20 protein-coding genes and 1 pseudogene are annotated in these 21,294 nt (G+C 68.9%); 5 read left to right on the forward strand and 16 right to left on the reverse strand.

Annotated features, from left to right (window positions below):
• Positions 1-207: 207 nt before the first annotated feature.
• Together idsA2 and F6Q13_RS11920 are read left to right on the forward strand one after the other, a co-directional pair.
• Positions 208-1,263, forward strand: a complete 1,056-nt coding sequence (gene idsA2 / locus F6Q13_RS11915) for a bifunctional (2E,6E)-farnesyl/geranyl diphosphate synthase (RefSeq protein WP_293056571.1) — start codon at positions 208-210, stop codon at positions 1,261-1,263.
• 5 nt (positions 1,264-1,268) lie between these two features.
• Positions 1,269-2,777, forward strand: a complete 1,509-nt coding sequence (locus F6Q13_RS11920; RefSeq protein WP_293056573.1) for an alpha-(1->6)-mannopyranosyltransferase A — start codon at positions 1,269-1,271, stop codon at positions 2,775-2,777.
• Here F6Q13_RS11920 and F6Q13_RS11925 read toward each other — a convergent pair.
• Positions 2,764-3,168 (reverse strand): Rv2175c family DNA-binding protein, encoded by a 405-nt coding sequence (locus F6Q13_RS11925; protein ID WP_293056575.1) that lies wholly within the window; start codon positions 3,166-3,168, stop codon positions 2,764-2,766. The genes F6Q13_RS11920 and F6Q13_RS11925 overlap by 14 nt on opposite strands.
• A 74-nt stretch (positions 3,169-3,242) precedes the next feature.
• Between F6Q13_RS11925 and F6Q13_RS11930 the strand changes: the two genes are divergently transcribed.
• Positions 3,243-4,352, forward strand: coding sequence for a protein kinase (locus F6Q13_RS11930; protein WP_293056578.1), 1,110 nt, complete (start codon positions 3,243-3,245; stop codon positions 4,350-4,352).
• Positions 4,353-4,359: 7 nt separating this feature from the next.
• Here the strand turns inward: F6Q13_RS11930 and F6Q13_RS11935 are convergent, their stop codons facing one another.
• From F6Q13_RS11935 to F6Q13_RS11945, 3 genes are read right to left on the reverse strand one after another with little or no spacing between them, the layout of a single operon-like run.
• Entirely contained in the window at positions 4,360-5,748 is a 1,389-nt protein-coding gene (locus F6Q13_RS11935; protein WP_293056580.1) for a class II 3-deoxy-7-phosphoheptulonate synthase, read from the reverse strand.
• A 45-nt stretch (positions 5,749-5,793) separates the two neighbouring features.
• Complete coding sequence (locus F6Q13_RS11940; protein WP_293056608.1) at positions 5,794-6,300, reverse strand: polyadenylate-specific 3'-exoribonuclease AS; 507 nt, start codon at positions 6,298-6,300, stop codon at positions 5,794-5,796.
• 8 nt (positions 6,301-6,308) lie between these two features.
• The gene (locus F6Q13_RS11945; RefSeq protein ID WP_293056582.1) at positions 6,309-7,184 is read right to left on the reverse strand and encodes a hypothetical protein; all 876 of its coding nucleotides are present in this window, start codon (positions 7,182-7,184) and stop codon (positions 6,309-6,311) included.
• Positions 7,185-7,339: 155 nt separating this feature from the next.
• On the opposite strand from F6Q13_RS11945, the gene F6Q13_RS11950 reads away from it, so the two are divergent.
• On the forward strand, positions 7,340-8,587 hold the full coding sequence (locus F6Q13_RS11950; RefSeq protein WP_293056610.1) for a glycosyltransferase 87 family protein: 1,248 nt from the start codon (positions 7,340-7,342) through the stop codon (positions 8,585-8,587).
• Between the two features lie 42 nt (positions 8,588-8,629).
• Here the strand turns inward: F6Q13_RS11950 and F6Q13_RS11955 are convergent, their stop codons facing one another.
• From F6Q13_RS11955 to F6Q13_RS11975, 5 genes are all read right to left on the reverse strand, one after another.
• On the reverse strand, positions 8,630-9,346 hold the full coding sequence (locus F6Q13_RS11955) for a 1-acyl-sn-glycerol-3-phosphate acyltransferase (RefSeq protein ID WP_293056584.1): 717 nt from the start codon (positions 9,344-9,346) through the stop codon (positions 8,630-8,632).
• A 135-nt stretch (positions 9,347-9,481) separates the two neighbouring features.
• A complete protein-coding gene (locus tag F6Q13_RS11960; RefSeq protein ID WP_293056586.1) occupies positions 9,482-9,832 on the reverse strand; it encodes a hypothetical protein in 351 nt (116 codons plus the stop codon).
• 46 nt (positions 9,833-9,878) lie between these two features.
• Positions 9,879-11,132, reverse strand: a complete 1,254-nt coding sequence (locus F6Q13_RS11965; protein WP_293056612.1) for an ArsA family ATPase — start codon at positions 11,130-11,132, stop codon at positions 9,879-9,881.
• Positions 11,125-11,562 carry an SRPBCC family protein gene (locus tag F6Q13_RS11970; RefSeq protein WP_293056589.1) on the reverse strand — a complete coding sequence of 146 codons (438 nt, stop codon included), beginning with the start codon at positions 11,560-11,562 and terminating at the stop codon, positions 11,125-11,127. The genes F6Q13_RS11965 and F6Q13_RS11970 overlap by 8 nt, the downstream gene beginning before the upstream one ends.
• Before the next feature lie 88 nt (positions 11,563-11,650).
• Positions 11,651-12,040: a polyketide cyclase / dehydrase and lipid transport gene (locus F6Q13_RS11975; protein ID WP_293056591.1), complete on the reverse strand. Its 390-nt coding sequence runs from the start codon at positions 12,038-12,040 to the stop codon at positions 11,651-11,653.
• 107 nt (positions 12,041-12,147) lie between these two features.
• On the opposite strand from F6Q13_RS11975, the gene F6Q13_RS11980 reads away from it, so the two are divergent.
• A complete protein-coding gene (locus F6Q13_RS11980; RefSeq protein ID WP_293056593.1) occupies positions 12,148-13,950 on the forward strand; it encodes a long-chain fatty acid--CoA ligase in 1,803 nt (600 codons plus the stop codon).
• 17 nt (positions 13,951-13,967) lie between these two features.
• On the opposite strand, the gene F6Q13_RS11985 is transcribed toward F6Q13_RS11980, so the two are convergent.
• The 7 genes and pseudogenes from F6Q13_RS11985 to F6Q13_RS12015 all read right to left on the reverse strand — a co-directional run.
• On the reverse strand, positions 13,968-15,101 hold the full coding sequence (locus tag F6Q13_RS11985) for a glycosyltransferase family 4 protein (protein ID WP_293056596.1): 1,134 nt from the start codon (positions 15,099-15,101) through the stop codon (positions 13,968-13,970).
• 41 nt (positions 15,102-15,142) lie between these two features.
• Positions 15,143-15,934 carry a hypothetical protein gene (locus F6Q13_RS11990; protein WP_293056615.1) on the reverse strand — a complete coding sequence of 264 codons (792 nt, stop codon included), beginning with the start codon at positions 15,932-15,934 and terminating at the stop codon, positions 15,143-15,145.
• A 64-nt stretch (positions 15,935-15,998) separates the two neighbouring features.
• Entirely contained in the window at positions 15,999-17,066 is a 1,068-nt protein-coding gene (ripC, locus tag F6Q13_RS11995) for a peptidoglycan hydrolase RipC (RefSeq protein ID WP_293056598.1), read from the reverse strand.
• A gap of 193 nt (positions 17,067-17,259) precedes the next feature.
• Entirely contained in the window at positions 17,260-17,499 is a 240-nt protein-coding gene (locus F6Q13_RS12000) for a hypothetical protein (RefSeq protein WP_293056600.1), read from the reverse strand.
• A 110-nt stretch (positions 17,500-17,609) separates the two neighbouring features.
• On the reverse strand, positions 17,610-19,091 hold the full coding sequence (locus F6Q13_RS12005; RefSeq protein WP_293056604.1) for a PPE family protein: 1,482 nt from the start codon (positions 19,089-19,091) through the stop codon (positions 17,610-17,612).
• Positions 19,088-20,635, reverse strand: coding sequence for a PPE family protein (locus F6Q13_RS12010; protein ID WP_293056606.1), 1,548 nt, complete (start codon positions 20,633-20,635; stop codon positions 19,088-19,090). Before F6Q13_RS12010 ends, F6Q13_RS12005 begins: the two co-directional genes overlap by 4 nt.
• A 164-nt stretch (positions 20,636-20,799) precedes the next feature.
• Positions 20,800-21,294 (reverse strand): annotated as a pseudogene (locus F6Q13_RS12015) (hypothetical protein); the annotation flags it as partial.

A 21,294-nucleotide genomic window follows, 5' to 3' on the forward strand; every position in this document is an offset into this window, starting at 1 on the left:
ATGCGGTGGGGCGCCCTGGACCGGGTCACCGCCTCAGCATATAGGCGGTCCGCTGGTGAGCCTGTCGAAGCAACCGGTCTGCGCTGCATCCGTGCGCGGCCGCGCGGCACGGCCCATTAGGCTAAATGGACTGCGGACCCGGTATGAGCCCCGGCGCCGCACGACGCAGAAAGGGGCGCTGCGCTGAACGTCCAAGCAGCGGCAACAGTGGGGTTCGCCGATGCCGCCACCGAAGCGCTGCGGTCGTATCTGCACGATCGCCGCAGCGGCTGCGCGCACATCGGAGCCGACGTCGAGCACCTGATCTCGGTCCTGGAAGAGTTCGTGCTCAACGGCGGCAAGCGATTGCGACCGGTCTTCGCCTACTGGGGCTGGCGCGCGGTGACGACCGAAGAAGTCGACGCCCAGGTGACCCGGTTGTTCTCCGCACTGGAATTGCTGCACGCCTGCGCGCTGGTGCACGACGACGTCATCGACGGTTCGGCGACCCGTCGCGGTCGGCCGGCTACCCATGTGAAGTTCGCCGACTTGCACCGCAACCGCCGCTGGCGCGGATCGCCCGAGCGGTTCGGGATCTCGGCGGCGGTCCTCCTCGGCGACCTGGCGCTGGCCTGGGCCGACGACATCGTCGCCGACGCGGAACTGGCGCCTGATGCACGCCGCCGGGTCCGCAACGTCTGGGCCGTTGTCCGCGCCGAGGTGCTCGGCGGTCAGTACCTGGACATCGTGGCCGAGGCCAGCGGGGCGGAGTCGGTCGCGTCAGCACTGAGGGTCAACGTGTTCAAGACCGCGTCCTACACCGTGTCGCGACCGCTGCAGTTGGGTGTGGCCGCCGCCGCGGACCGGCCTGACGTTCAGGCACTTTTCCATGACGTCGGCACCGACCTGGGGGCGGCGTTCCAGCTACGCGACGACGTACTGGGCGTCTTCGGCGACCCGGCGGTCACCGGCAAGCCGTCCGGCGACGACCTGCGCTGTGGCAAACGCACCGTGCTGCTGGCCGAGGCGTTGCAGTTGGCCGATGCGTCAGATCCGGCGGCCGCCGAGCTGTTGCGCCGCTCGATCGGCACCGACCTGACCGAGGCGCAGGTACGGGAGTTACGCGACGCCATCGACGCGGTGGGCGCGCTGGCCGCGGTGGAGGACCGCATCGAGCGGTTGACCCGACGTGCGATGTCCGCCCTGGCCACCGCGCCGATCCACGCCGAGGCTCGAACCGGACTCTCCGCACTGGCCAGGCTGGCCACCGCCCGAGTCGCCTAAGTCCCGTGTCCGCTCCCCCATCAGCACCGCCCGTCGGCTGGACTGCCGGCGTGGTGCGACATCTGTCGCGCCTTCGAGAATTCGCCGCGTCGCCCGAAGCGCGTCCCGCCCTGCTGGGCTGCCTGGGTTCGGTGTTGATCACCGTGGGCGGGCTCGGCGCCGGCAGCACCAAGCCGCACGACCCGCTGCTGGAGGCGATCCACCTGTCCTGGTTGCGATTCGGCCACGGCCTGGTGGTGTCCTCGGTGATGTTGTGGTCGGGTGTCGCGTTGCTGCTGATCGCGTGGCTGGCGCTGGGCCGCCGAGTGATCGCCCGCCGCGTCAGCGAGTACACCCTGATAGTCACCACCGGTTTTTGGCTGCTCCCGCTGCTGGCCTCGGTGCCGGTCTTCAGCCGCGACACCTACTCCTATCTGGCCCAGGGCGCGCTGCTGCGCGACGGCCTGGACCCCTATGCCGTCGGTCCGGTTGAGAACCCGAACGCCCTGTTGGACAACGTCAGTCCTATTTGGACGATCACCACCGCACCGTATGGTCCGGCGTTCATTCTGATCGCGAAACTCGTCACGGTGGTGGTCGGCAATCACGTGATCGCCGGAACCATGCTGCTGCGCCTGTGCATGCTGCCCGGACTGGCGCTGTTGATCTGGGCGGCGCCCCGGATCGCGCGCCATCTCGACGCCGACGGGCCGACCGCGCTGTGGATCTGCGTGCTCAACCCGCTGGTGATCATCCACCTGATGGGTGGGGTGCACAACGAGATGCTGATGGTGGGTCTGATGGCCGCCGGGATAGCGCAGACCTTCGAGCGCCACCGGGCCGCGGGCATCACGCTGGTCGCCGTCGCGGTTGCGGTCAAGGCCACCGCCGGGATCGTGTTGCCGTTTTTGATCTGGGTGTGGATGCGTGACGTCCGGGACCGACGGGGATACCGCGCGCTGCCGGCGTTCGCGGTGGCCATCGCCGCGACGGTGGTGATCGTGGTGGCCGTGTTCGCGGCGCTGTCCGCCGTGGCGGGCGTGGGACTGGGCTGGATGACCGCGCTGGCCGGCTCGGTGAAGATCATCAACTGGTTGACCGTACCCACTGCCGCGGCAAATCTGGTGCACGCCGTCGGCAGCTGGTTCGTCACCGTGAACTTTTACGCGGTGCTGCACGTCACCCGGATCGCCGGGATCGTGATCATTGCCGTCGCACTGCCGCTGCTATGGTGGCGGTTCCGCCACGACGACCGCGAGGTGCTCACCGGCATCGCCTGGGCGATGCTGATCGTGGTGTTGTTCGTGCCCGCCGCGCTGCCCTGGTACTACACCTGGTCACTCGCGGTGGTCGCTCCGCTGGCCCAATCGCGGCCGGCGATCGCGGCGATCGCCGGTGTGTCCACCTGGATCATGGTGATCTTTCGACCCGACGGCGCCCACGGCATGTATTCCTGGCTTCACGTCGGCATCGCCACGAGTTGTGCGCTCCTTGCGTGGTACACGCTGTACCGAGCTCCCCTCAATACGCCATAGCCTGTGCGCGGCGCAGCACTTCGCGGGCCTGGTGGGCGTGCAAGGCGTCAACCGGGCGGGCGTTGCTGATGACGTCGCGCGTGCCGTCGCGGGTGATGGTCAGTGACGGATCGGGGGTGAACAGCCAACGCACGATCTCGGTGTCCCGGTAGCCGCCGTCGTGCAACACCATCAGCAGCCCCGGCAGGCTTTTGACCACCTCGCCGGACTCGGTGAAAAAGACGCGCGGCACCACCACGTCGCCGGCGCGCCGCACCGCGACCAAGTGGCCCTCCCGCAGTTGCTGGTGAACTTTGGTCACCGGCACACCCAGCAGCTTCGCGACATCAGGCAGACCGAAGGTGGGTTCGTCAGGGTCCAAGACGTCGTCGCCGGCCGGAATACTGCTCATCGCGCTCAGTTTAGAACCGATTCCGGCCCGTGGAATGCGGGATTCGGACGAAAATCGCCGCCTACCATGGCCCCGTGGCAGCCGCGGCGACAGATCCCCTGCTCGGTGCCCTGCTGGAGGGGCGATATCAGGTCCTCGCCAAGATCGCCACCGGGAGCACCGCGACGGTGTACCGCGGTGTCGACGTCCGCCTGGATCGCCCGGTGGCGATCAAGGTGATGGATGTGCGGTACGCCGGTGACGAGCAATTCCTGACCCGCCTGCGGCTCGAGGCCCGTGCGCTGGCCCGACTCAAGGATCCTGGTCTGGTCGCGGTCTATGACCACGGCCTCAATGCCCGGCCCCCGTTTCTGGTGATGGAGCTCATCGAAGGCGGCACCCTGCGCGAGCTGCTGACCGAGCGCGGTCCGATGCCCCCGCACGCGGTGGCCGCCGTGCTGCGGCCGGTGCTGAGCGGCTTGGCCGTCGCTCACCGCGCCGGATTGGTGCACCGCGACGTCAAACCGGAGAACATAGTGATCTCCGACGACGGCGACGTCAAAATTGCCGACTTCGGATTGGTGCGTGCCGTCGCGGCAGCCAGGATCACCTCGGCCGGCGTCATTCTCGGCACCGCCGCCTATCTGTCTCCCGAACAGGTGCGCGACGGCAACGCCACGCCGCGCAGTGATGTCTACGCGGCCGGGATCGTGACCTATGAACTCCTCACCGGGCGGCCGCCGTTTTCCGGCGACTCTGTCCTCTCGATCGCACACCGGCGGTTAGTTGCCGACGTGCCGCCGCCCAGCACGGCTATCGCCGGTGTGCCACCCCAATTCGATGCGCTGGTGGCGCGCGCGACGGCGCGGGACCCGGCCCATCGGTACGCCGATGCGCACGCCATGGCCGCCGAATTGGACGCGATCGCCGACGACCTGGCGCTGCCGCCGTTTCGCGTACCCGCGCCGCGCAACTCCGCGCAGCACCGCTCGGCGCAGCGGCACGCCAGCCACCTCGGCGAAGTCCGGACCTTCGTGCACCACCCCACCCTGCGGCTGCCGCGTGACGGCGGCGAGTTCGCGCTGGCCCGTCAGCGCGCCCGGCGCGCGACGCTGCTCTGGATCGCGGTGGTGCTGGCGGTCACCGGGCTGGCGGCCACCGCGGCATGGAACCTCGGCAGCAACCTTGCCGGGCTCCTCGGTTGACCAACTTTTAGTCGCGCAGCATCTCGGCGACCAGAAACGCCAGCTCCAGGGACTGTTGAGTGTTCAGCCGGGGATCACATGCGGTCTCGTAGCGGCCGGCCAGGTCGGTATCTGATATCTCCTGCGCGCCCCCGAGGCACTCGGTGACGTTCTCGCCGGTGATCTCGACGTGGATGCCGCCGGGGTAGGTGCCCAACGCCCGGTGCACCTCGAAGAAGCCCTGGACCTCGTCGACGATGCGATCGAAATGCCGCGTCTTGTACCCGGTGGACGACTCGTGGGTGTTCCCGTGCATCGGGTCGCACTGCCAGATCACCTGATGACCGGTGGCCTGCACCTTCTCGATGATCGGCGGCAGCAGGTCACGCACCTTGTTGTTGCCCAGCCGGCTCACCAGCGTCAGCCGGCCCGGTATGTTGTGCGGGTCGAGCCGTTCGACGTATTCGACGGCCAGCTCCGGGGTGGTCGTGGGTCCGATCTTGACCCCGATCGGGTTGGCGATCACTTCGGCAAACGCGATGTGGGCGCCGTCGAGTTGCCGGGTCCGGTCCCCGATCCACAGGTAGTGCGCCGACAGGTCGTAGAGCCGCGGCTCACCGTCGTGATCGTCGGACAGCCGCAGCAGAGCCCGCTCGTAGTCGAGCACCAGCGCCTCGTGGCTGGCGTAGATCTCCGCGGTCTGCAAATTGCGGTCAGCCACCCCGCAGGCACTCATGAACCGCAAACCCCGGTCGATCTCGGTGGCCAGGGCCTCGTAGCGGGCGCCGGCCGGGGAGGTTCGCACGAATTCCCGGTTCCAGTCGTGGACCAGATGCAGCGACGCCAAACCCGAGGAGGTCAGCGCACGCACCAAATTCATCGCCGCGCCGGCATTGGCGTAGGCCCGTACCAGCCGCGACGGGTCGTGCTCGCGGGCCGCGGGGTCCGGGGCGAAGCCGTTGACCATATCGCCGCGGTAGGAGCGCAGCCCCAGCGCGTCGATGTCGGCCGACCGCGGTTTGGCGTACTGCCCGGCGATACGGGCCACCTTGACCACCGGAACACTGGCCCCGTAGGTCAGCACCACCGCCATCTGCAGCAATGCCCGGATGTTGCCCTTGATGTGTGGTTCGGTGTTGTCGACGAACGTCTCCGCACAGTCGCCGCCCTGCAGCAAAAACGCCTCACCGCGGGCGACCTGACCCAGCAGGTCCTGCAGCCGGGCGATCTCGGACGGCACCGTCACCGGCGGGACGCTCTCCAGCACCGTGCGGACCGGCTTGACCTCTTCGTCGCTCCAGCTCGGCTGCTGAGCGGCGGGCCTGGCCAACGCGGCATCAAGGCGGGCCCGCAGATCAGCCGGCAGCGGCGGCAGCGACGGCAGCGCCTCGATCGGTACGTCGACGGTCCAGTTCACCCGTCTATCGTAACCGGGTGGCTTCCGGCCGTAATAAGTCCGTCATCAGGGCGAACACTCCCGGCTATCCTCCGGCTGGCCGGTCAGCAGCCGGAATCGCCGCAGCTGGTCGCGGGCGTCGACCAACGCGTCGTGTGCCTCCGGCGACCGCGGCGGCATCGGTGGACATCCTTTCGCCTCCCACAGCTGGCGCAGCTCCCGGGTGAATCGAGGTATCGCCGTCGGCAACGCGGTCATCGGACCCCACAACTGACACAGCGCCACGTGGTCGTAGCCGCCCACCCAGGCCCACAGCTCGATCGGTTCAGCGTCCTCGATGCGAAGGAAATCCTCCAATTCCGTACGGATCCGGGCGCGGGAACGCCACAGCTGCGAAGACGGCGGCGGCAGTTTGGGCAGTACGTGGGCGCGCACCCAGCTGCCGGCGCGGGCCGGATCGAACTCGGTGGACACGGCGTAATATTCGCGCCCGTCCTCGGCGGCCACTCCGATCGAGATCAGCTCGATGGTACGGCCGTCCTCGATGAATTCGGTGTCGTAAAAGTAGCGCACGCGACCGGTCATCCGCTCTCGCCGACGGCCAGCGCGGGCTCCGCGCCCGCCGGTGGCGGCGCGGCGTGCACCCGGCGGTCCAGCTCTGCATCGATCGACCCCGAATCGGGACGCTGTGGCGTGCCGGCGACCGCGCATTGCAGCCACAGTTTGGCCTGGACCACCGGGCGGCGCAGCCGGCGTTCCCGCTGCAGCGCAAGCCGCATCTTGTCCCGCTGCGTGGTGTAACGCCACCGGGCCCACGGCGCGTGCGGTCGCGACAGCCGGATCGCCCCGATAAACAGCAGCGGGACGAAGAACATGCCGATCAGGCCCGTCCAGACCTTGCCCTTGAGCACCACGACGACCGCGAGCGGCAGTGCCAGCACGATCACTGAAATGACGACGGCCTGGAGAAGCGGCGAACGGGTGTCGTGAAAAAGGGCGAGCAGGAACATCAGCGGGTGCAACCCCAACACCAGCAGTCCACCCACCGCGACGGCCGCGAAGACCGCATCCACCGAGGTGCGGCCATCCTCTTCCCAGTAGACGTCGGACAGGTGCAGGATCAACGCGTACTCGTCGAGCACCAACGCTGCGCCGACACCGAAAACCGTTGCGACTAAGGTGAATTGCAGCTCGTTGCGGTTGACCGCCATACTCACCATGGTCACGCCGGACACCATCACCAACACCACGCCGACCACCACGTGGTGGATGTGTTTGGACCCGATGTAGATGTTGCGCGGCTGCCACCATTTCGCCGGTAGACCCAACTCGGTGCGACGACGGATTATGCGCGCGAAGGTCCGGGTCACAAAGAAGGTCAGGATGAATGCGACAAGGCAGCACAGCAGCGGCAGCCGGCCGCTACCGATGATGTCATCCTGCAACCAGCGGAGCACCCTACAGAAAGTACCCTGCTTCGACGCGCCACCGCGCGGCCCGAGCGGCACCGATAGGCTCCCGATAGGCTCCCGATAGGCTGTTGTCCGACATGAGTTTCCTATCCTTCCCGGGGCGGTCGCCCGACGAGGGCGGTGGGCGCGGGCGAGTCACCATGGCGCGAACCGCCGGGTGGGGATTGCTGAGTCTGCCGGCCGCGGCGATGCTGGGCTATGCGACGTGGCAGCTGCTCTGGCGCGCGCGCTATCGCATCGACATCGACGTCTACCGGATGGGCGGGCAGGCTTGGCTGAACAATCATCCGCTCTACGCCGACGGGGTGTTGTTCCGCACCCCGATCGGGCTCAACCTGCCGTTCACCTATCCCCCGTTGGCAGCCATCGCGTTTTCTCCGTTCGCCTGGCTGGGCTTGCCGGCCGCCAGCGCGGCGATCACGCTGACCACGTTGACGCTGTTGATCGTCTCGACGCTGATCGTGCTGAGCAGCCTCGACGTGTGGGCCACGTCCCGGATCGCCCCCGGGCCGGCTTGGCTGCGCCGATGCTGGCTGGCGGTGCTGATCGTGGCGGCAGCGGCGATCCTGTTGGAACCCATCCGGTCGAACTTCGCCTACGGGCAAATCAACGTCGTCCTGATGACGCTGGTGATCGCCGACTGCATGCCCGGCCGCACAGCCTGGCCGCGCGGGGCGCTGCTGGGGATCGGCATCGCGCTCAAACTCACCCCGGCGGTGTTCCTGCTGTATTTCGTTCTCCGGGGTGACGTCCGAGCGGTGCTGACCGCGGTGAGCTCGTTCGCCGCGGCGACCCTGGTCGGGTTCGCCATGGCCTGGGACGACTCGTGGGAATACTGGACCCGCACGGTGCACCAGACCGACCGGATCGGCTCCCCCGATCTGAACACCAACCAGAACATCGCGGGAGTGCTGGCCCGGCTGGGTCTGGGCGCGGATCTCCGGTTCGCGCTCTGGGTGACCGGGTGTTTGCTGGTGCTGGCAGTGACCATCTGGGCGGCCCGGCGGGTGCTGGATGCCGGTGAACCCGCCCTCGCGGTGATCTGTATCGCCGTTTTCGGCTTGGTGGTGTCGCCGGTGTCGTGGTCACACCACTGGGTCTGGATGCTGCCCGCCGTGTTGGTGACGGCGTCGGTGGCCTGGTGGCGTCGCAGCGCCGCGCTGGCCGTCGTGGCCGCGGCCGGGCTGGCCCTGATGATGTGGGCACCGATCAACGTGCTTCCCAAACACCACGAGTCGACCGCCGCCTGGTGGCGTCAACTCGTCGGCGCGTCCTATGTGTGGTGGGCGCTGGCGACTCTGGCCGCGGCGGGGCTTGGTGTCCGCGCCACGAGGGTGCCGCGCAAGCCGGCGATGGCAGAGCCCGCACCGGTCTCGGTGGTCGGCTGACCGCCGTCCCGCATCGTCTCCGGGCTGGATCGGGTTGGCGGTCTACCCGGCCGCCGTTTCCGGGATCCGCTCCGCCTCAGCGGTGCCGCCCCGGCTTTTAACGGTCGCCGCATAGATGTCGACGTATTCCTGACCGGACAGCCTCATCAGCTCGTAGATCACCTCGTCGGTGACGGCGCGCTCGATGAACCGATTGCCGGCCAGCCCGTCGAATCGAGTGAACTCCATCGGCGTGCCGAACCGCACGGTGACCCGGCCGAATCGCCACATCTTGCTCCCGGGTGGATTGACGACGTCGGTGCCGATCATCGCTACCGGTATCACCGGAACGCCGGTCTGCAAAGCCAGCCGGGCCAGCCCGGTCTTGCCCTTGTAGAGACGGCCGTCCGGCGAGCGGGTGCCTTCCGGGTACATGCCGAGCAATTTGCCCTGACTCAACAAACGCTTGGCGGTGCTCAGCGCAGCCTCTGCGGCGTCGGCATTGGTGCGGTCGATGGGAACCTGCCCGGTGGTGGTGTAGAACCAGCGGATCAATCGGCCTTTCAGTCCGGTGCCGGTGAAGTATTCGGACTTTGCCAGGAACGTGACGCGCCGCCGCACCACCAGCGGCAGGTAGAAACTGTCCGCGACCGCCAGATGGTTGCTGGCCAGGATCGCCGGTCCGGACTGCGGAATATTCTCTATCCCTTCGACCTTCGGGCGGCCGAGCAGCGCGAGCAGCGGGCCCATGAAGATGTACTTGAAAAGCCAGTACCACATGCCCCGCCCTCTCGCCCACACCGGACAGCGTTCTGGGCCAAGAGTACCGATCGAGTGCGAATGCGACTACCTGCGCGGTGGTCGTCCCCGGGCGGCGACCCGCCGCGCCCGGCTTCGCCGCGCTCGCGATCGCCGCTAGTCCTCGATGGTCACGGCGATGGGCTGATACCGGCTTGTCACGGCCCCGCCGTCGGGCGGGCCGCTTGGTGGCGGCGGTCGCTGCGCCCCGTCGGCCTCCTCGACGATGGCGCGGATCACCGTCAAGAGCGTGACGCTGTGCTCGGCGATGACGGTCAGCAGCGGGTGCTGCTCGCCGCTGACCAGCGCCGCCAGCGCGCAGACCGGACACCACAGCTGCTGGCATCGGCCGAGTCCGCCGTCGGAGACCCGGCTCGCCGCCGCCCGCAGCGCCGGATCGATTCCGTCGAGAATCGTCTGGGCGAGCTTTCGCAACTCCGGCCCGATATCGGGGTGACCGTCACTCACCGCCGCCGCTCCTTCTCAGCGCTCCGCCGGGTGCCGGCATCGGCGGTCACGCCGGCCACTCTCGCGGATCAGGTCGAAATCGTATAGTCAGCTCACTACCGTGCAGGTGCGCGTCGGTCACCGTGCATCGCCGCAGCACTGACGCCAACCGGAGCCTGCGCCGCGTCGCGCCGGCACCGATGACCAGGTCGTCGTCGACCCGGCCGAGGGTGAGCGTGCCGGGATCTACGTGCGGCAACTGTAGCCGCAGCCGATAGACCGCTTGCAGGCCGGATCCCGATTCCCGTTCGACCACCGGCCGCAATGGCCCCGGCGGTGCGGATCCGTCGCGGCGCCGCACGTTGTCCATCAGTTCGCTCAGCGCCTCAGGACCGATCGGCTCGCCGGCCCGGTGCGGCGCCACCAGCAGCGCCACGTCGCCGATCGTGGCGTCCAGTTCGTCGAGCACGGCCCGTTGCACGCTGATGCGTTCGGCATACCAGTCGAACGCCGGGTGGTCGGGCAAGTCATGGTATTCATACGAATCGTCTTGCACCAGAACTTGGTTGACGATCAAGTCCTCGACGTGCACGCCGGACAACGCCAGCGCGCCCAGCGTCCGCACCGTTTCCGCGGCCACCACCCGTTCGGCGGTCAACACCAGGTGCGCACCGACCCGGCCGGCGTCGGTTAACAGCGCCGACAGCCGTTCGACACTGGCGGCAACCTGCTCGATCAAGTGCGCCAGCGCCGCAGCGCCGGCATCCTCGGCCGCCGCCAGCCTGCGGTGCCGCGGCCAGGCCCGTTCGACGTAGAGGGCGAAGCTGGCGGGCAGGGTCAGCATGCGCAGCGCGTCGGCAGTGGAGGCGCAGTCGACCACGACATGGTCCCACGACCCAGCCGCGGCCAGCTCACCGACCTCATGCAAACCGAGCACTTCCTGGACACCAGGAAGTGCCGAGAGTTCTTGAGCGGCAATGCTGTCAAGTTCCGAGTCGGGAAGCTGCCGGCTCAGGGTGGCAACGACATCGCCCCAGCGAGCCTCCAGCAGCGCCAACGTGTCCAGCGCCAGCGCATCCAGGAAGCCCGCGCCGGCGTTGACCCCGTCAGCGAGCACCCGCACCGGGTCGCGGTGACCGGTGGGCGGGACCGGGATGCCCAGCACGTCGCCCAGTGAATGCGCTTGATCTGTCGACACCACCAACACCCGCCGACCGGCGCGCGCATCGGTCACAGCGGTGGCAGCCGCCAGGGTGGACTTGCCTACCCCACCCTTGCCGACGAAAAGACTGATCCGGGCGGGTGTTGCCGACTCACTCAGCCTCGACTCGTTTCTTCAGATCCTTCAGCGCGGTATCGGTCAGTCTGCGCTCGGCCTTGCGCTTGAGCAACCCGATCATCGGGATCGCCAAATCTACGGTCAGCTCGTAAGTGACGTCGGTGCCAGAGCCTTTAGGTGACAACACGTATGCACCGTCGAGTGAGCGCAGCAGCGAGCTGGAGACCAGCGACCACCGCACCGAACTGCGGTCGGGCGGCCAGTCGTAGGCGAACACCAGGGTGTCCTTGATGACGGCAGTATCGAGCACCATCCGCGCCACCTTCGGATACCCTTCGTCGTCGGCCTCGAGCACCTCGGCCTGGGTGTATTCCGAGACCCATTCCGGGTAGGAACCGATGTCGGCGATCACCTTCATCACCGTCCGGGGGTCGGCCTCAATGTGGATGGTCTGCGCTGTCTTGTCCGCCACCTGGCTGCTTCCCTTCCCCTGCGGGTACCACCTCAGTCTTCGCCCTGTCTTCGGCAGAAACGGTACTCCCGCGCCGTGCCAGACCGAGTCAGGTCGCTGGGGATACCCCGATGGGACGGGAACGCTCCAGCGCTTCCTTCACTTCGAAGGCCATCTTCTTGGCGGCGACCCGGCGGCGGTGAATCATCGCGGCGAGGTTCATCCGAGAAAGTTGCCAGGCGGATACGCCCGACGGCTCGGCATGCAGGAAGTAGTGCAGCAGCACACCGTCGAGCAACGGTTCCAACCAGATTTCCATGGTGCCGGTCAGCGGACCGGTTACCGCCCATCTGATGCCCTTGTCACCGCGCTCCTCGACGACCTCCAGCCGCAGATCAGGCCACCAGCGCCGCCAGCCGGGCGGGTCGGCGACAGCCGCACCGACTCGAGCGGGGTCGGCGGCGACGAATGTCTCGTCGGCGATCTGCACGCTATGCACTGCCCTAGCTTCACATACCGCGTCGGCGTCGTACACACCGTCACCGCGGCGGGAACGTTCGGACTAGGCTGGGGTCCTAACCGGCGAGATCAAGCGAGGTCGGAAGAGTGCGCGAATTCAGTGCCCCTGCCCCCTTCAGCGTGGACGAGCGGGACAACCTCGCCGCTGCGGTATTCGAGCATGAGCGCGACGATCCCGACCTGGTGATCTTCCAACGCCTCGTCGACAACCAATGGATTGATGTTACCTGCGCGGTGGCGGCAGCCCAGATCCGTTCAGCCGCTTTGGGTCTGATCAAAGAGGACGTCCGCGCCGGCGATCGGGTGGCGATTTTTTCGGCCACCCGCTACGAATGGGCGATCCTCGACTTCGCGATCCTGTCGATAGGGGCGGTCACCGTCCCGATCTATGAGACATCGTCGGCCGAGCAGGTGCGCTGGGTGCTCCAGGACTCCGGCGCCGTGATGGTATTCGCCGAAACCGATGCCCATGCCAACCTGGTCGCCGAGCTCGCCGCGGAGCTGCCGGCCCTGCGCCGGGTGTTGCACATCGACGGCTCGGGTCTCCGGGCGCTCGATGTGCTGACGGAAACCGGCGCCTCGGTCGACCCGGCCGAGCTGACCAGCCGGCTGGCGGCGCTGCGGTCCCACGACCCGGCCACCCTGATCTACACCTCGGGCACCACCGGGCGGCCCAAGGGCTGCCAGCTCACCCACTCGAACCTGGTGTACGAGATCCGAGGCGCACGGGCGGTTCTGCCCACCATGTTGACCCAGGGCCAGCGGCTGCTGGTGTTCTTGCCGCTGGCCCACGTACTGGCTCGGGCGATCACGCTGGCCGCCTTCGCCAACAAGGTCACCGTCGGCTTCACCAGCGACATCAAGAATCTGGTGCCGATGTTCGCGCTGTTCAAGCCCACGATCGTGGTGTCGGTGCCGCGGGTGTTCGAGAAGGTGTACAACACCGCGGCGCAGAACGCCGCCAACCAGGGCAAGGGCCGCGTCTTTCGCATCGCTGCCCAGACCGCGGTGCAGTGGAGCCAGGCCTGCGACGGCGGCGGCCCCGGGCTGATGTTGCGGGCCAGGCACGCGCTGTTCGACCGGCTGGTCTATCACAAGCTGCGGGCGGCGCTGGGCGGCGACTGCCGAGCCGCCGTCTCCGGTGGTGGACCGCTCGGTGCGCGGCTGGGACATTTCTACCGCGGTGTCGGCCTGACCATTTACGAGGGCTACGGCCTCACCGAGACCAGTGCAGCCATCACCGTCAACCAGGTCGACGACCTGAAGATCGGCACTGTGGGAAAACTGTTGCCGGGCAACAGCATGCGCATCGCCGACGACGGCGAGCTACTGGTGCGCGGCGGTGTAGTGTTCAGCGGGTACTGGCGCAACGAGCAAGCCACCGCCGAGGCGATAGTCGACGGCTGGTTCAAGACCGGCGATCTCGGCGCGATCGACCCGGACGGATTCTTGACCATCACCGGCCGCAAGAAGGAGATCATCGTCACCGCCAACGGCAAAAACGTCGCACCGGCCATCCTGGAAGACCAACTGCGGGCGCATCCGCTGATCAGCCAGGCCATGGTTGTCGGGGACGCCAAGCCGTTCGTCGGGGCGCTGATCACCATCGACCCCGAAGCGTTCGAAGGCTGGAAGCTGCGCAACGGCAAGAGGCCGGGCACGTCGGTGGCCGATCTGGTCGCTGACCCCGACCTGAGGGCGGAAGTCGAGGCGGCAGTCAAGCAGGCTAACCTGTCGGTGTCTCAAGCGGAATCGATCCGCAAATTCCGGATTCTGCCGGTGGATTTCACCGAGAGCACCGGCGAGCTGACTCCGACCATGAAGGTCAAGCGCAAGGTGGTGGCCGAGAAGTTCGCTCCCGAGATCGAGGCGATCTACACCCCGGGCTGACCTTGCGCTGACACCGCTTAGCCGGCCAGCAGCCCGGCCAGCCGCGCGGCGAGCGTCTCCCACCGCCATTGCCTGCTCACCCACTCCCGCCCGGCCGCGCCCATCGCGGCCGCTCGGTCCGGGTCGGCCAGCAGCTCGGTCACGGCGTCGGCAATCTGAGCCACCGAACGGCCGTCGACGAGCAACCCGGTCCTGTTGTGCTGCACGGTTTCCGGCGCGCCGCCCGAGTAACCGGCGACCACCGGCACGCCGGTCGCCGAGGCCTCCAGGAACACGATGCCCAGGCCCTCGACGTCCAGCCCCGCACCGCGGGTGCGACACGGCATCGCGAACACGTCGGCCAGCGCATGGTAGGCGGGCAGCTCGGCGGCCGGCACTGCCCCGGTGAACGTCACGTGCTCGGCCACACCGTGCCGCCGCGCCAGCCGGCGCAGCGTATCCAGGTAGGGGCCACCGCCGGCGACGACCAGCGCGGCACCGTCCACCCGTCGCCGGATTTCCGGCAGCGCACGGATCAGCATGTCCTGGCCCTTGCGTGGCACCAGCCGCGACAGGCACAACACCGTGGGCCGCCGACCGAGGCGGTAGCGGGCGCGCAGCTCGGTGCGGCTGGCCGGGTCGGGGCGAAACCGGTCGGTGTCTACTCCCGGTGGTAGGTGCTCCAAGGCGGCCGAGGGGCCGAACGCCGACGCGATCCGCGCCCGGGTATAGCGGCTGACGAATGTGACGACATCGACCAGGCTGCCGATGCGCCGCAGCGCCGACCGAGCACCGGGAACCATCGACCAGCCCACCTCATGGCCATGGGTGCTGGCCACTACCCGAGCCGCGCCCACTCGCCGGGCGCGCGCCGCCAGCAGCCCCAGCGGTGCGGCCGCCCCGAACCAGACTGTGTCGACGGCCTCCTCGGCGATCAGGGCCCGCATCCGCGCGTCGACGGCCGGTTCGGGCAGCATCAGGGTGCCGGGGTGGCGCACCACCCGATAGCCGGCGCGGGCATCGAAGGCATCGGCGCCTTTCCAGTGCGGCGCGTAGACGGTCAGTTCATGGTGTCCGCTACCCGCCAACCGTTCGACGAGCTCCCCCAGGTAGGACTGGATACCGCCGCGTCGGGGCGGAAAGTCGTTCGTCACCAGTAGTACCCGAGACACCTGGGTAGGCTAGCCCGCCGTCCCGAGGAGAAGGCGAGCGATCAGGCTCGCCCGGTCGACCACCGCTGCCAACGGGCCAACAGTGCGGGCATGTCGGTGCCGAGCACACCGCGCACGGCGGCGGGCAGATCGGCATGCCCGAGACCGCATGCGGCCCGGTAGAGCGCCCGAAGTGTTGTCGGACCGTAATACTCGGCGACGAACCGGGCAAACCACCACCCGCGGTCGTAGGCCAGCGAGCGCTGCGGGCCGGGCACGTCAAGGTCGGCGTCGGACGGCACCGCCGTCGGCAACGGTGCGGCGCTCGGCGCTGTGGGCGGGCGCGCCACGTAGTCGGCAACGCCCTCGGTGAGCCAGCGTGGCGCATCCGGCGCCGTATCGACACGCGAGGCGTAGTGGAAAAGCTCGTGGCTCAACACAATTCGGAGCGCATCATCACTCATCGCGGCCGCCCCTGGCGCGAACACGATGCGCTGGCCGGTCGCGACTCGCCGGGTCGGGTCGATCCTGTCGGCGACAGCGGCCGCGGCGATGTCGGCCCACTGCGCGGTGCTGCCGCCACCGAGCTGAGTGCGAAACTGCTGCGCGGTGCCGCTGAGCACGATGGTGATCTCGCGCGGCCACGCCGAACCCCAGAAACTTTGCACCGCCTCGATAGCGGGCCCGACGTGGGTCGTGATGCGGCCCGGCAGGGGGTCGGTCGGGTCGGTGACCGAACCCCCGAGATCGACCAGCCGAACGCGGCGCCCGGCCACGACGAAGTCCGTCGTTGCGGCGCGGACGTCGGTGGCTGCCGGCGCGGGCGGTCGGGGCGTGGTAGCGATCAGCGGGATCGGGACGAGAACAAGCACGACGGCGAGCGCACCCGCCGCACGGCGGGAGCCGGAACCGCGGCGGTCAGTAGCGGCGAGCGTTGTAGATCGGACCCGACGCGGTCATCGGCACGACCCGCACCGGCTGACCGTAGGTGGAGGAATGGACCATCAGGCCGTCACCGATGTAGATGCCGGCGTGCGAGGCGTCGGAGTAGAAGGTCAGCACGTCACCGGGCTGCAGGTCGGACAGGGCGACCGGCTGCCCGCCGTGGGCCAGCGCCTGGCTGGAGTGCGGCAGCGCGATCCCGGCCTGCTGAAACGCCCACATCACCAGGCCGGAGCAGTCGAACCCGCCGGGGCCCGCGCCGCCCCAGGCGTAGGGGGAGCCAACCTGGGTCAGCGCAGCCTGCACCGCAACCGAGCCCTGCCCGTCGCCGGGCTCCGCGGGCGACACCTCGGGTCCGGGATCACCGGGTGCGCCGCCACCGGGGGCCAACGCTTCGGGACCGTGCACCGCGGCGGTCAGGGTAGCCTGCGGCGGTGCCGGGCCCGGGTCGGCCAGTGCGGTGCGCTGTTCCGGTGTCAGCTCCTGGTACTGCGACTTGACCACGGCGATCTGCAACTGCAATTGGCTCTGCTTGGACTGCAGGGTCGCCCGCACGGCGGCGGCCTGCTCGGCGGCGGTTTTCGCCTCCGCCGCCGACTTCGCCGACTGTTGCTCGGCCCTGACGGCCCGGTCAGCGGCCGCCCGGTAGCGCGTCATCAGGTCGGCCATCTCGACCGCGACCACCCGCTGCACGGCCAGCTTGCTGATCAGCTGCTGCGGCGACGCGGCGGTCAGAATGGCGTACATCCCGTCGGTGCGACCACCCATGTAGGTCGACACCGCGAACTTGTCGACGGCGGACTGGAACGCCGCCAACTGAGCTTTCGTGGCATCGAGGGCGGCCCGGTCCTCGTTGTGCTGACGGTCGGCGGCTCGCTGGGCGGCGATCTTTTTGGTCAGGTCAAGCTCTGCGGTATGCATCGCCTCGGTCGTCTGTTCGGCCTGTCGCGACAGCTCGTTGAGCTTTGCCACCGGATCAGGAGCCGGGTCGGCATACCCATGTCCAGCAAAGAAGCCGCTGACGGCGAGGAAGCCCGTGATCACGGCGAGGGCACATCTCCTGGCACTGCGATAAGAGCAACCGTCGACTATCCTCAACCCCAAGACTTCGCATCCTTAGACACCGGTCGACGCACCCGTCGAATCTGCTTTAAGGTCTCAAATAGGTTACGAAACGGCATCGGCCTTGTCCAATAATGGACTATTAAGAAAACAGCAAGGCCCGGCCGTCGCGGGGTCAGGCCGCTCCGGGGCGCGGTCGATGCCGGGGCACGAGCCGCAACCTGGGTGCCAGACCGACCTCGGCGAGCGCCTCCAATGCAGCACACTCATCTTCCAGCAAAGTTTCCGGTACCCCCAGTAACACGCTGACGACGCAGTCGCGGCATCCCGGTCCGCGTACCGCGCAGTGCTCGCAGTCGATGATCACCGGTTCGGTCGGTCCGTCCCGGTCGTCGCTTCCGGTGTTTCGCGCCATCTGGCCGCCTTTCAGCTGGTGGGCACCTAGTGGGAGGGCTGTGCTGGACAGCTCCGGGCACACGCTAATCCCCGATACCGACAAACCTCGCCGGTCTCTCCGGGACGCACTCAGAGCTGCCGGGCGGGCTCCCAGCTGCCCGGCACCATCGGCGTCGCGGGACCGGTGCCGAATTCGGCACTGTCCAGCGTGGCCAGCCCCGCCGCCTGCCGGGCACCCTCGTACCCGGCCATGCCGGCAGCACCCAACGGCCCTGCCCCGTTACCCGACGCCAGCGGCGCCTCCGGATCCGGGTCGACGTCGACACCCATGTCGGCGTACTCGTCGCCGTGATCGTGCACCATCGCGCGCCGACGCCGCCGGGCCTTCCGCTGCTCCCGGGCGGCCGCTGCCGCCACCGCCGCGGCACTGTCGGATTCCGGGGTCTTGCGTTTGGCGCTGGAACCGGCCCCGGTCCGCAGGCCCGAGTCGAACCCGATACCCGGGGGAGCGACCACGTAGGGCGGGGAAAAGCCCGCCCCGCCGCTCGGGGGTGCCGGCGGCGCGCCGGTGGCCGCGCTGGCCGTCGGCGCCGACGAGGGTGCCGGAGCCGGGGCCGTACCGGAGGTTATCGGCACTGCGAGAGCGCTTGGCGTGGTCGCGGCGAGCGGCAACACCGCGGGCGCTGCCCCCATGGGCGCCGGCACCAAAACGTCCTCGGGCAGCGCAGCGAGTTCGCCGCCGCCCAGCTCCCCCAGTCCGGCCAGACCCGCGGGGGCGGCCGCGAGGGCCGAGTAGACCGAGGGCGCGAGCGCGTCGTAGACCAGCGAGGGCAGATCGGTGGGATCGAAGAAGAGCAACAGCGGGTTCAGCAGGAACGGCAGGGGATCCGTGACGAGGGCGTGGATTTTGCCTTCGACGAAGGCGGCCGGATTGTTCAAGAACGTGTACAGGTGCCCGACGCCGAACAAATGCAGGTAGGGCTGTAGGCCCAGACGTATCACCTCGGATTCCAACACGGTGCCCAGGCCGGTCGACGGCACGGCTTGGGCGAGCTGTGCGTCGGCGCCCGCGGTCTTGCGGATCGGCGGCGCCGGGGCGGTGGGCGGCGCCGACGCCACCGCAGCACCGGCCACCGCGTGATAGGTGCTCATCGTGGTGGCCGCCTGGACCCACATCCGCACGTAGTCGGCTTCGTTGAGCGCGATGGGAATCGTGTTGATCCCGAAGAAATTCGTCGCCACCAACACCGCATGGGCGGCGTGGTTGGCGGTGAGCTCGGCCAGCGTCGGCATGGCGGCCAACGCCGCGGTGTAGGCCGCGGCAGCGGTCTCGAGCCGGCCCGCGGCCGCCGCGCTGTCCGCGCCGGCCTGCCTCAGCCACGCCTCATACGGCGCATGTGCGGCGACGTACGACTCCGCGCTCGGCCCCTGCCAGGCCCCGGCCTGCACCGACGACAGCACGGCGGCGAGTTCCTCGGCGGCCGCGGCGTAGTGCGCGCTCAGCGAGTCCCACGCCGCGGCAGCCGCCAGCAGCGACCCCGGTCCCGGGCCGCTGGAGAGCAAGGCCGAATGCACCTCCGGCGGAGGGGCCATCCAGACCGGTGCCATCACCGCCGGCCACCGCCGACCGGATACGAGGCCGCCGCGGCCGACTTATCCCCGACACCTTGCGGATCCCGAGCGCCCCAGCTGCCCGGGACCATCGGCACGCTCGGAGGGCCGCCGAACTCGTCGCCGGCCAGCTTGGCCAGCCCCGCGGCCTGCTCGGCGACCTCGTTGCCCACCGTGCCGGCAAAACCCAACGGCCCCGCCCCGTTACCCGACGCCAGCGGCGTAGCCCAATCCGGGCCGACACCGATAGTCATATCGGCGTATTCGTCGCCGTGATCCCGCACCGTCGCGCGCCGGCGCCGCCGCGCCGGCCGCTGTGACCGCACGGATGCTGCCGCTGCCGCGGCGGCGTCGACTTCCAGCGCCTTCCGTTCGGCCCTGGAGCCAACCCCGGTCCGCGCGCCCGGGCCGAACCGGATACCCGGCGGGCCGATCGCGTAGTGCGGGGCAAAACCTGCCCCGCCGGTGGCCGGCGGTGGCGCCGGTGCCGCACCGGCAGCGACAGGGGCCGGGGCGGGCACGGGCGACGTCGCAGGGGCGGCTACCGGCGCACCGAGGGTCGGGCCCATCCCGGCGGCCGGCAACGTCTCGGGCGCAACCGGCGCGGCAGGCAGCGCCGACGCGACAGCGTTCGGGGCGGGGTCTGCGGCGGCCACCCCGGCCAGTCCGGCAAAGGCACCCGAGGATGCGGCGGAGGCCATCTCCAGGGCGCCGATGGAGGATGGGAGAAACCCATAGCCGAGCGGGAAGAACACCTCGTCGCCGTCGTAGAACACATAAAGCGGGTTGACCAGCAACGACAACGGATCCGTCAAGAGTCGGTGGATCAAGTGCGTCTCGGTGTAGTCAACCGGATTGACCAGGAAGTCATAGATGTTGTCGATTCCCCACGCATAAGCGGTCTGGTTGGAAATTCCTAACCGCTGGAGGTAAGCCAGCACGGTGTCGAAGCTCACAGGCTGGGCGGCATGTTCTGCGGCGGCCTGCACAGGGGCGGGACCCGCGGTTTTCTGGATCTGCGGCGGCGGGCTGGTTTGCGGAGTCGACGCCACCGCAGCACCGGCCACCGCGTGATAGGTGCTCATCGTGGTGGCCGCCTGGACCCACATCCGCACGTAGTCGGCTTCGTTGAGCGCGATGGGAATCGTGTTGATCCCGAAGAAATTCGTCGCTACCAACACCGCATGGGCGGCGTGGTTGGCGGCCAGCTCGGCCAGCGTCGGCATGGCGGCCAACGCCGCGGTGTAGGCCGCGGCAGCGGTCTCGAGCCGGCCCGCGGCCGCCGCGCTGTCCGCGCCGGCCTGCCTCAGCCACGCCTCATACGGCGCATGTGCGGCGACGTACGACTCCGCGCTCGGCCCCTGCCACGCCCCGGCCTGCACCGACGACAGCACGGCGGCGAGTTCCTCGGCGGCCGCGGCGTAGTGCGCGCTCAGCGAGTCCCACGCCGCGGCAGCCGCCAGCAGCGACCCCGGTCCCGGACCGCTGGAGAGCAAGGCCGAATGCACCTCCGGCGGAAGTGCCATCCAGATGGGCGCGCTCATCGTCGGCCGCCGACCGCCGCGGCGGCGTATCTCGCGCTACTGACGGAGTTGTCCACGCCGGTGCCGTCTCCTCGAGCAGTGCAACGTTAGCCGTCTGCACGTTAGCATTGCCTAAGCTAACTTGTCGAGGTTGGGGACTGTCACCGCGCCCCGGGCGGCTCGGCTTATTCCCCGATATTCCGTGGTCCAACGGCACCCCAACTCCTCGGCACCATCGGCATGTTCGGGCCCTCACCGAAATCGTCGCCGCCCAGCGAGGCCAACCCCGCTGCCTGCTCGGCGGCCCGGTTGCGCACCGTGCCGGCAAAACCCAACGGCCCCGCCCCGGCGCTCGAGGCCACCGCTGCATCAGCGGACGGCGCATCCCACTCCGGATCGACCGCGATATCCATAGCCGCGAACTCGTCGCCGTGATCGCGGAACTTCGCCCGCCAGCGCCGGCGCGCCCGCGTCTCACGTTGCGCGGCCGCTGCGGCGGCCGCCGCGGCGGTATCGGGTTCCGGCGCCTTACGTTTGGCACTCGAAGCGGCACCGGTGCTCATCCCCGAGCCGTGGCCGATACCGGGCGGCACCGCATACGGCGGAACAAAGCCCGCCCCGCCGCCGGTCGGCGGCGGAGCCGGCGCCGCGGCAGTGGCAGCGGCGGTGCCCGGTGTCGG

Source organism: Mycobacterium sp., assembly GCF_008709575.1.
Classification (GTDB): Bacteria; Actinomycetota; Actinomycetes; order Mycobacteriales; family Mycobacteriaceae; genus Mycobacterium.

Excerpts from the sequence above, each read along its gene's own strand:
- F6Q13_RS11925 (WP_293056575.1), bottom strand. The coding sequence starts at position 3,168 with ATGAGCAGTATTCCGGCCGGCGACGACGTCTTGGACCCTGACGAACCC.
- F6Q13_RS11950 (WP_293056610.1), top strand. The coding sequence starts at position 7,340 with ATGGCGCGAACCGCCGGGTGGGGATTGCTGAGTCTGCCGGCCGCGGCG.
- F6Q13_RS11955 (WP_293056584.1), bottom strand. The coding sequence starts at position 9,346 with ATGTGGTACTGGCTTTTCAAGTACATCTTCATGGGCCCGCTGCTCGCG.
- F6Q13_RS12000 (WP_293056600.1), bottom strand. The coding sequence starts at position 17,499 with ATGGCGCGAAACACCGGAAGCGACGACCGGGACGGACCGACCGAACCG.
- F6Q13_RS12010 (WP_293056606.1), bottom strand. The coding sequence starts at position 20,635 with ATGAGCGCGCCCATCTGGATGGCACTTCCGCCGGAGGTGCATTCGGCC.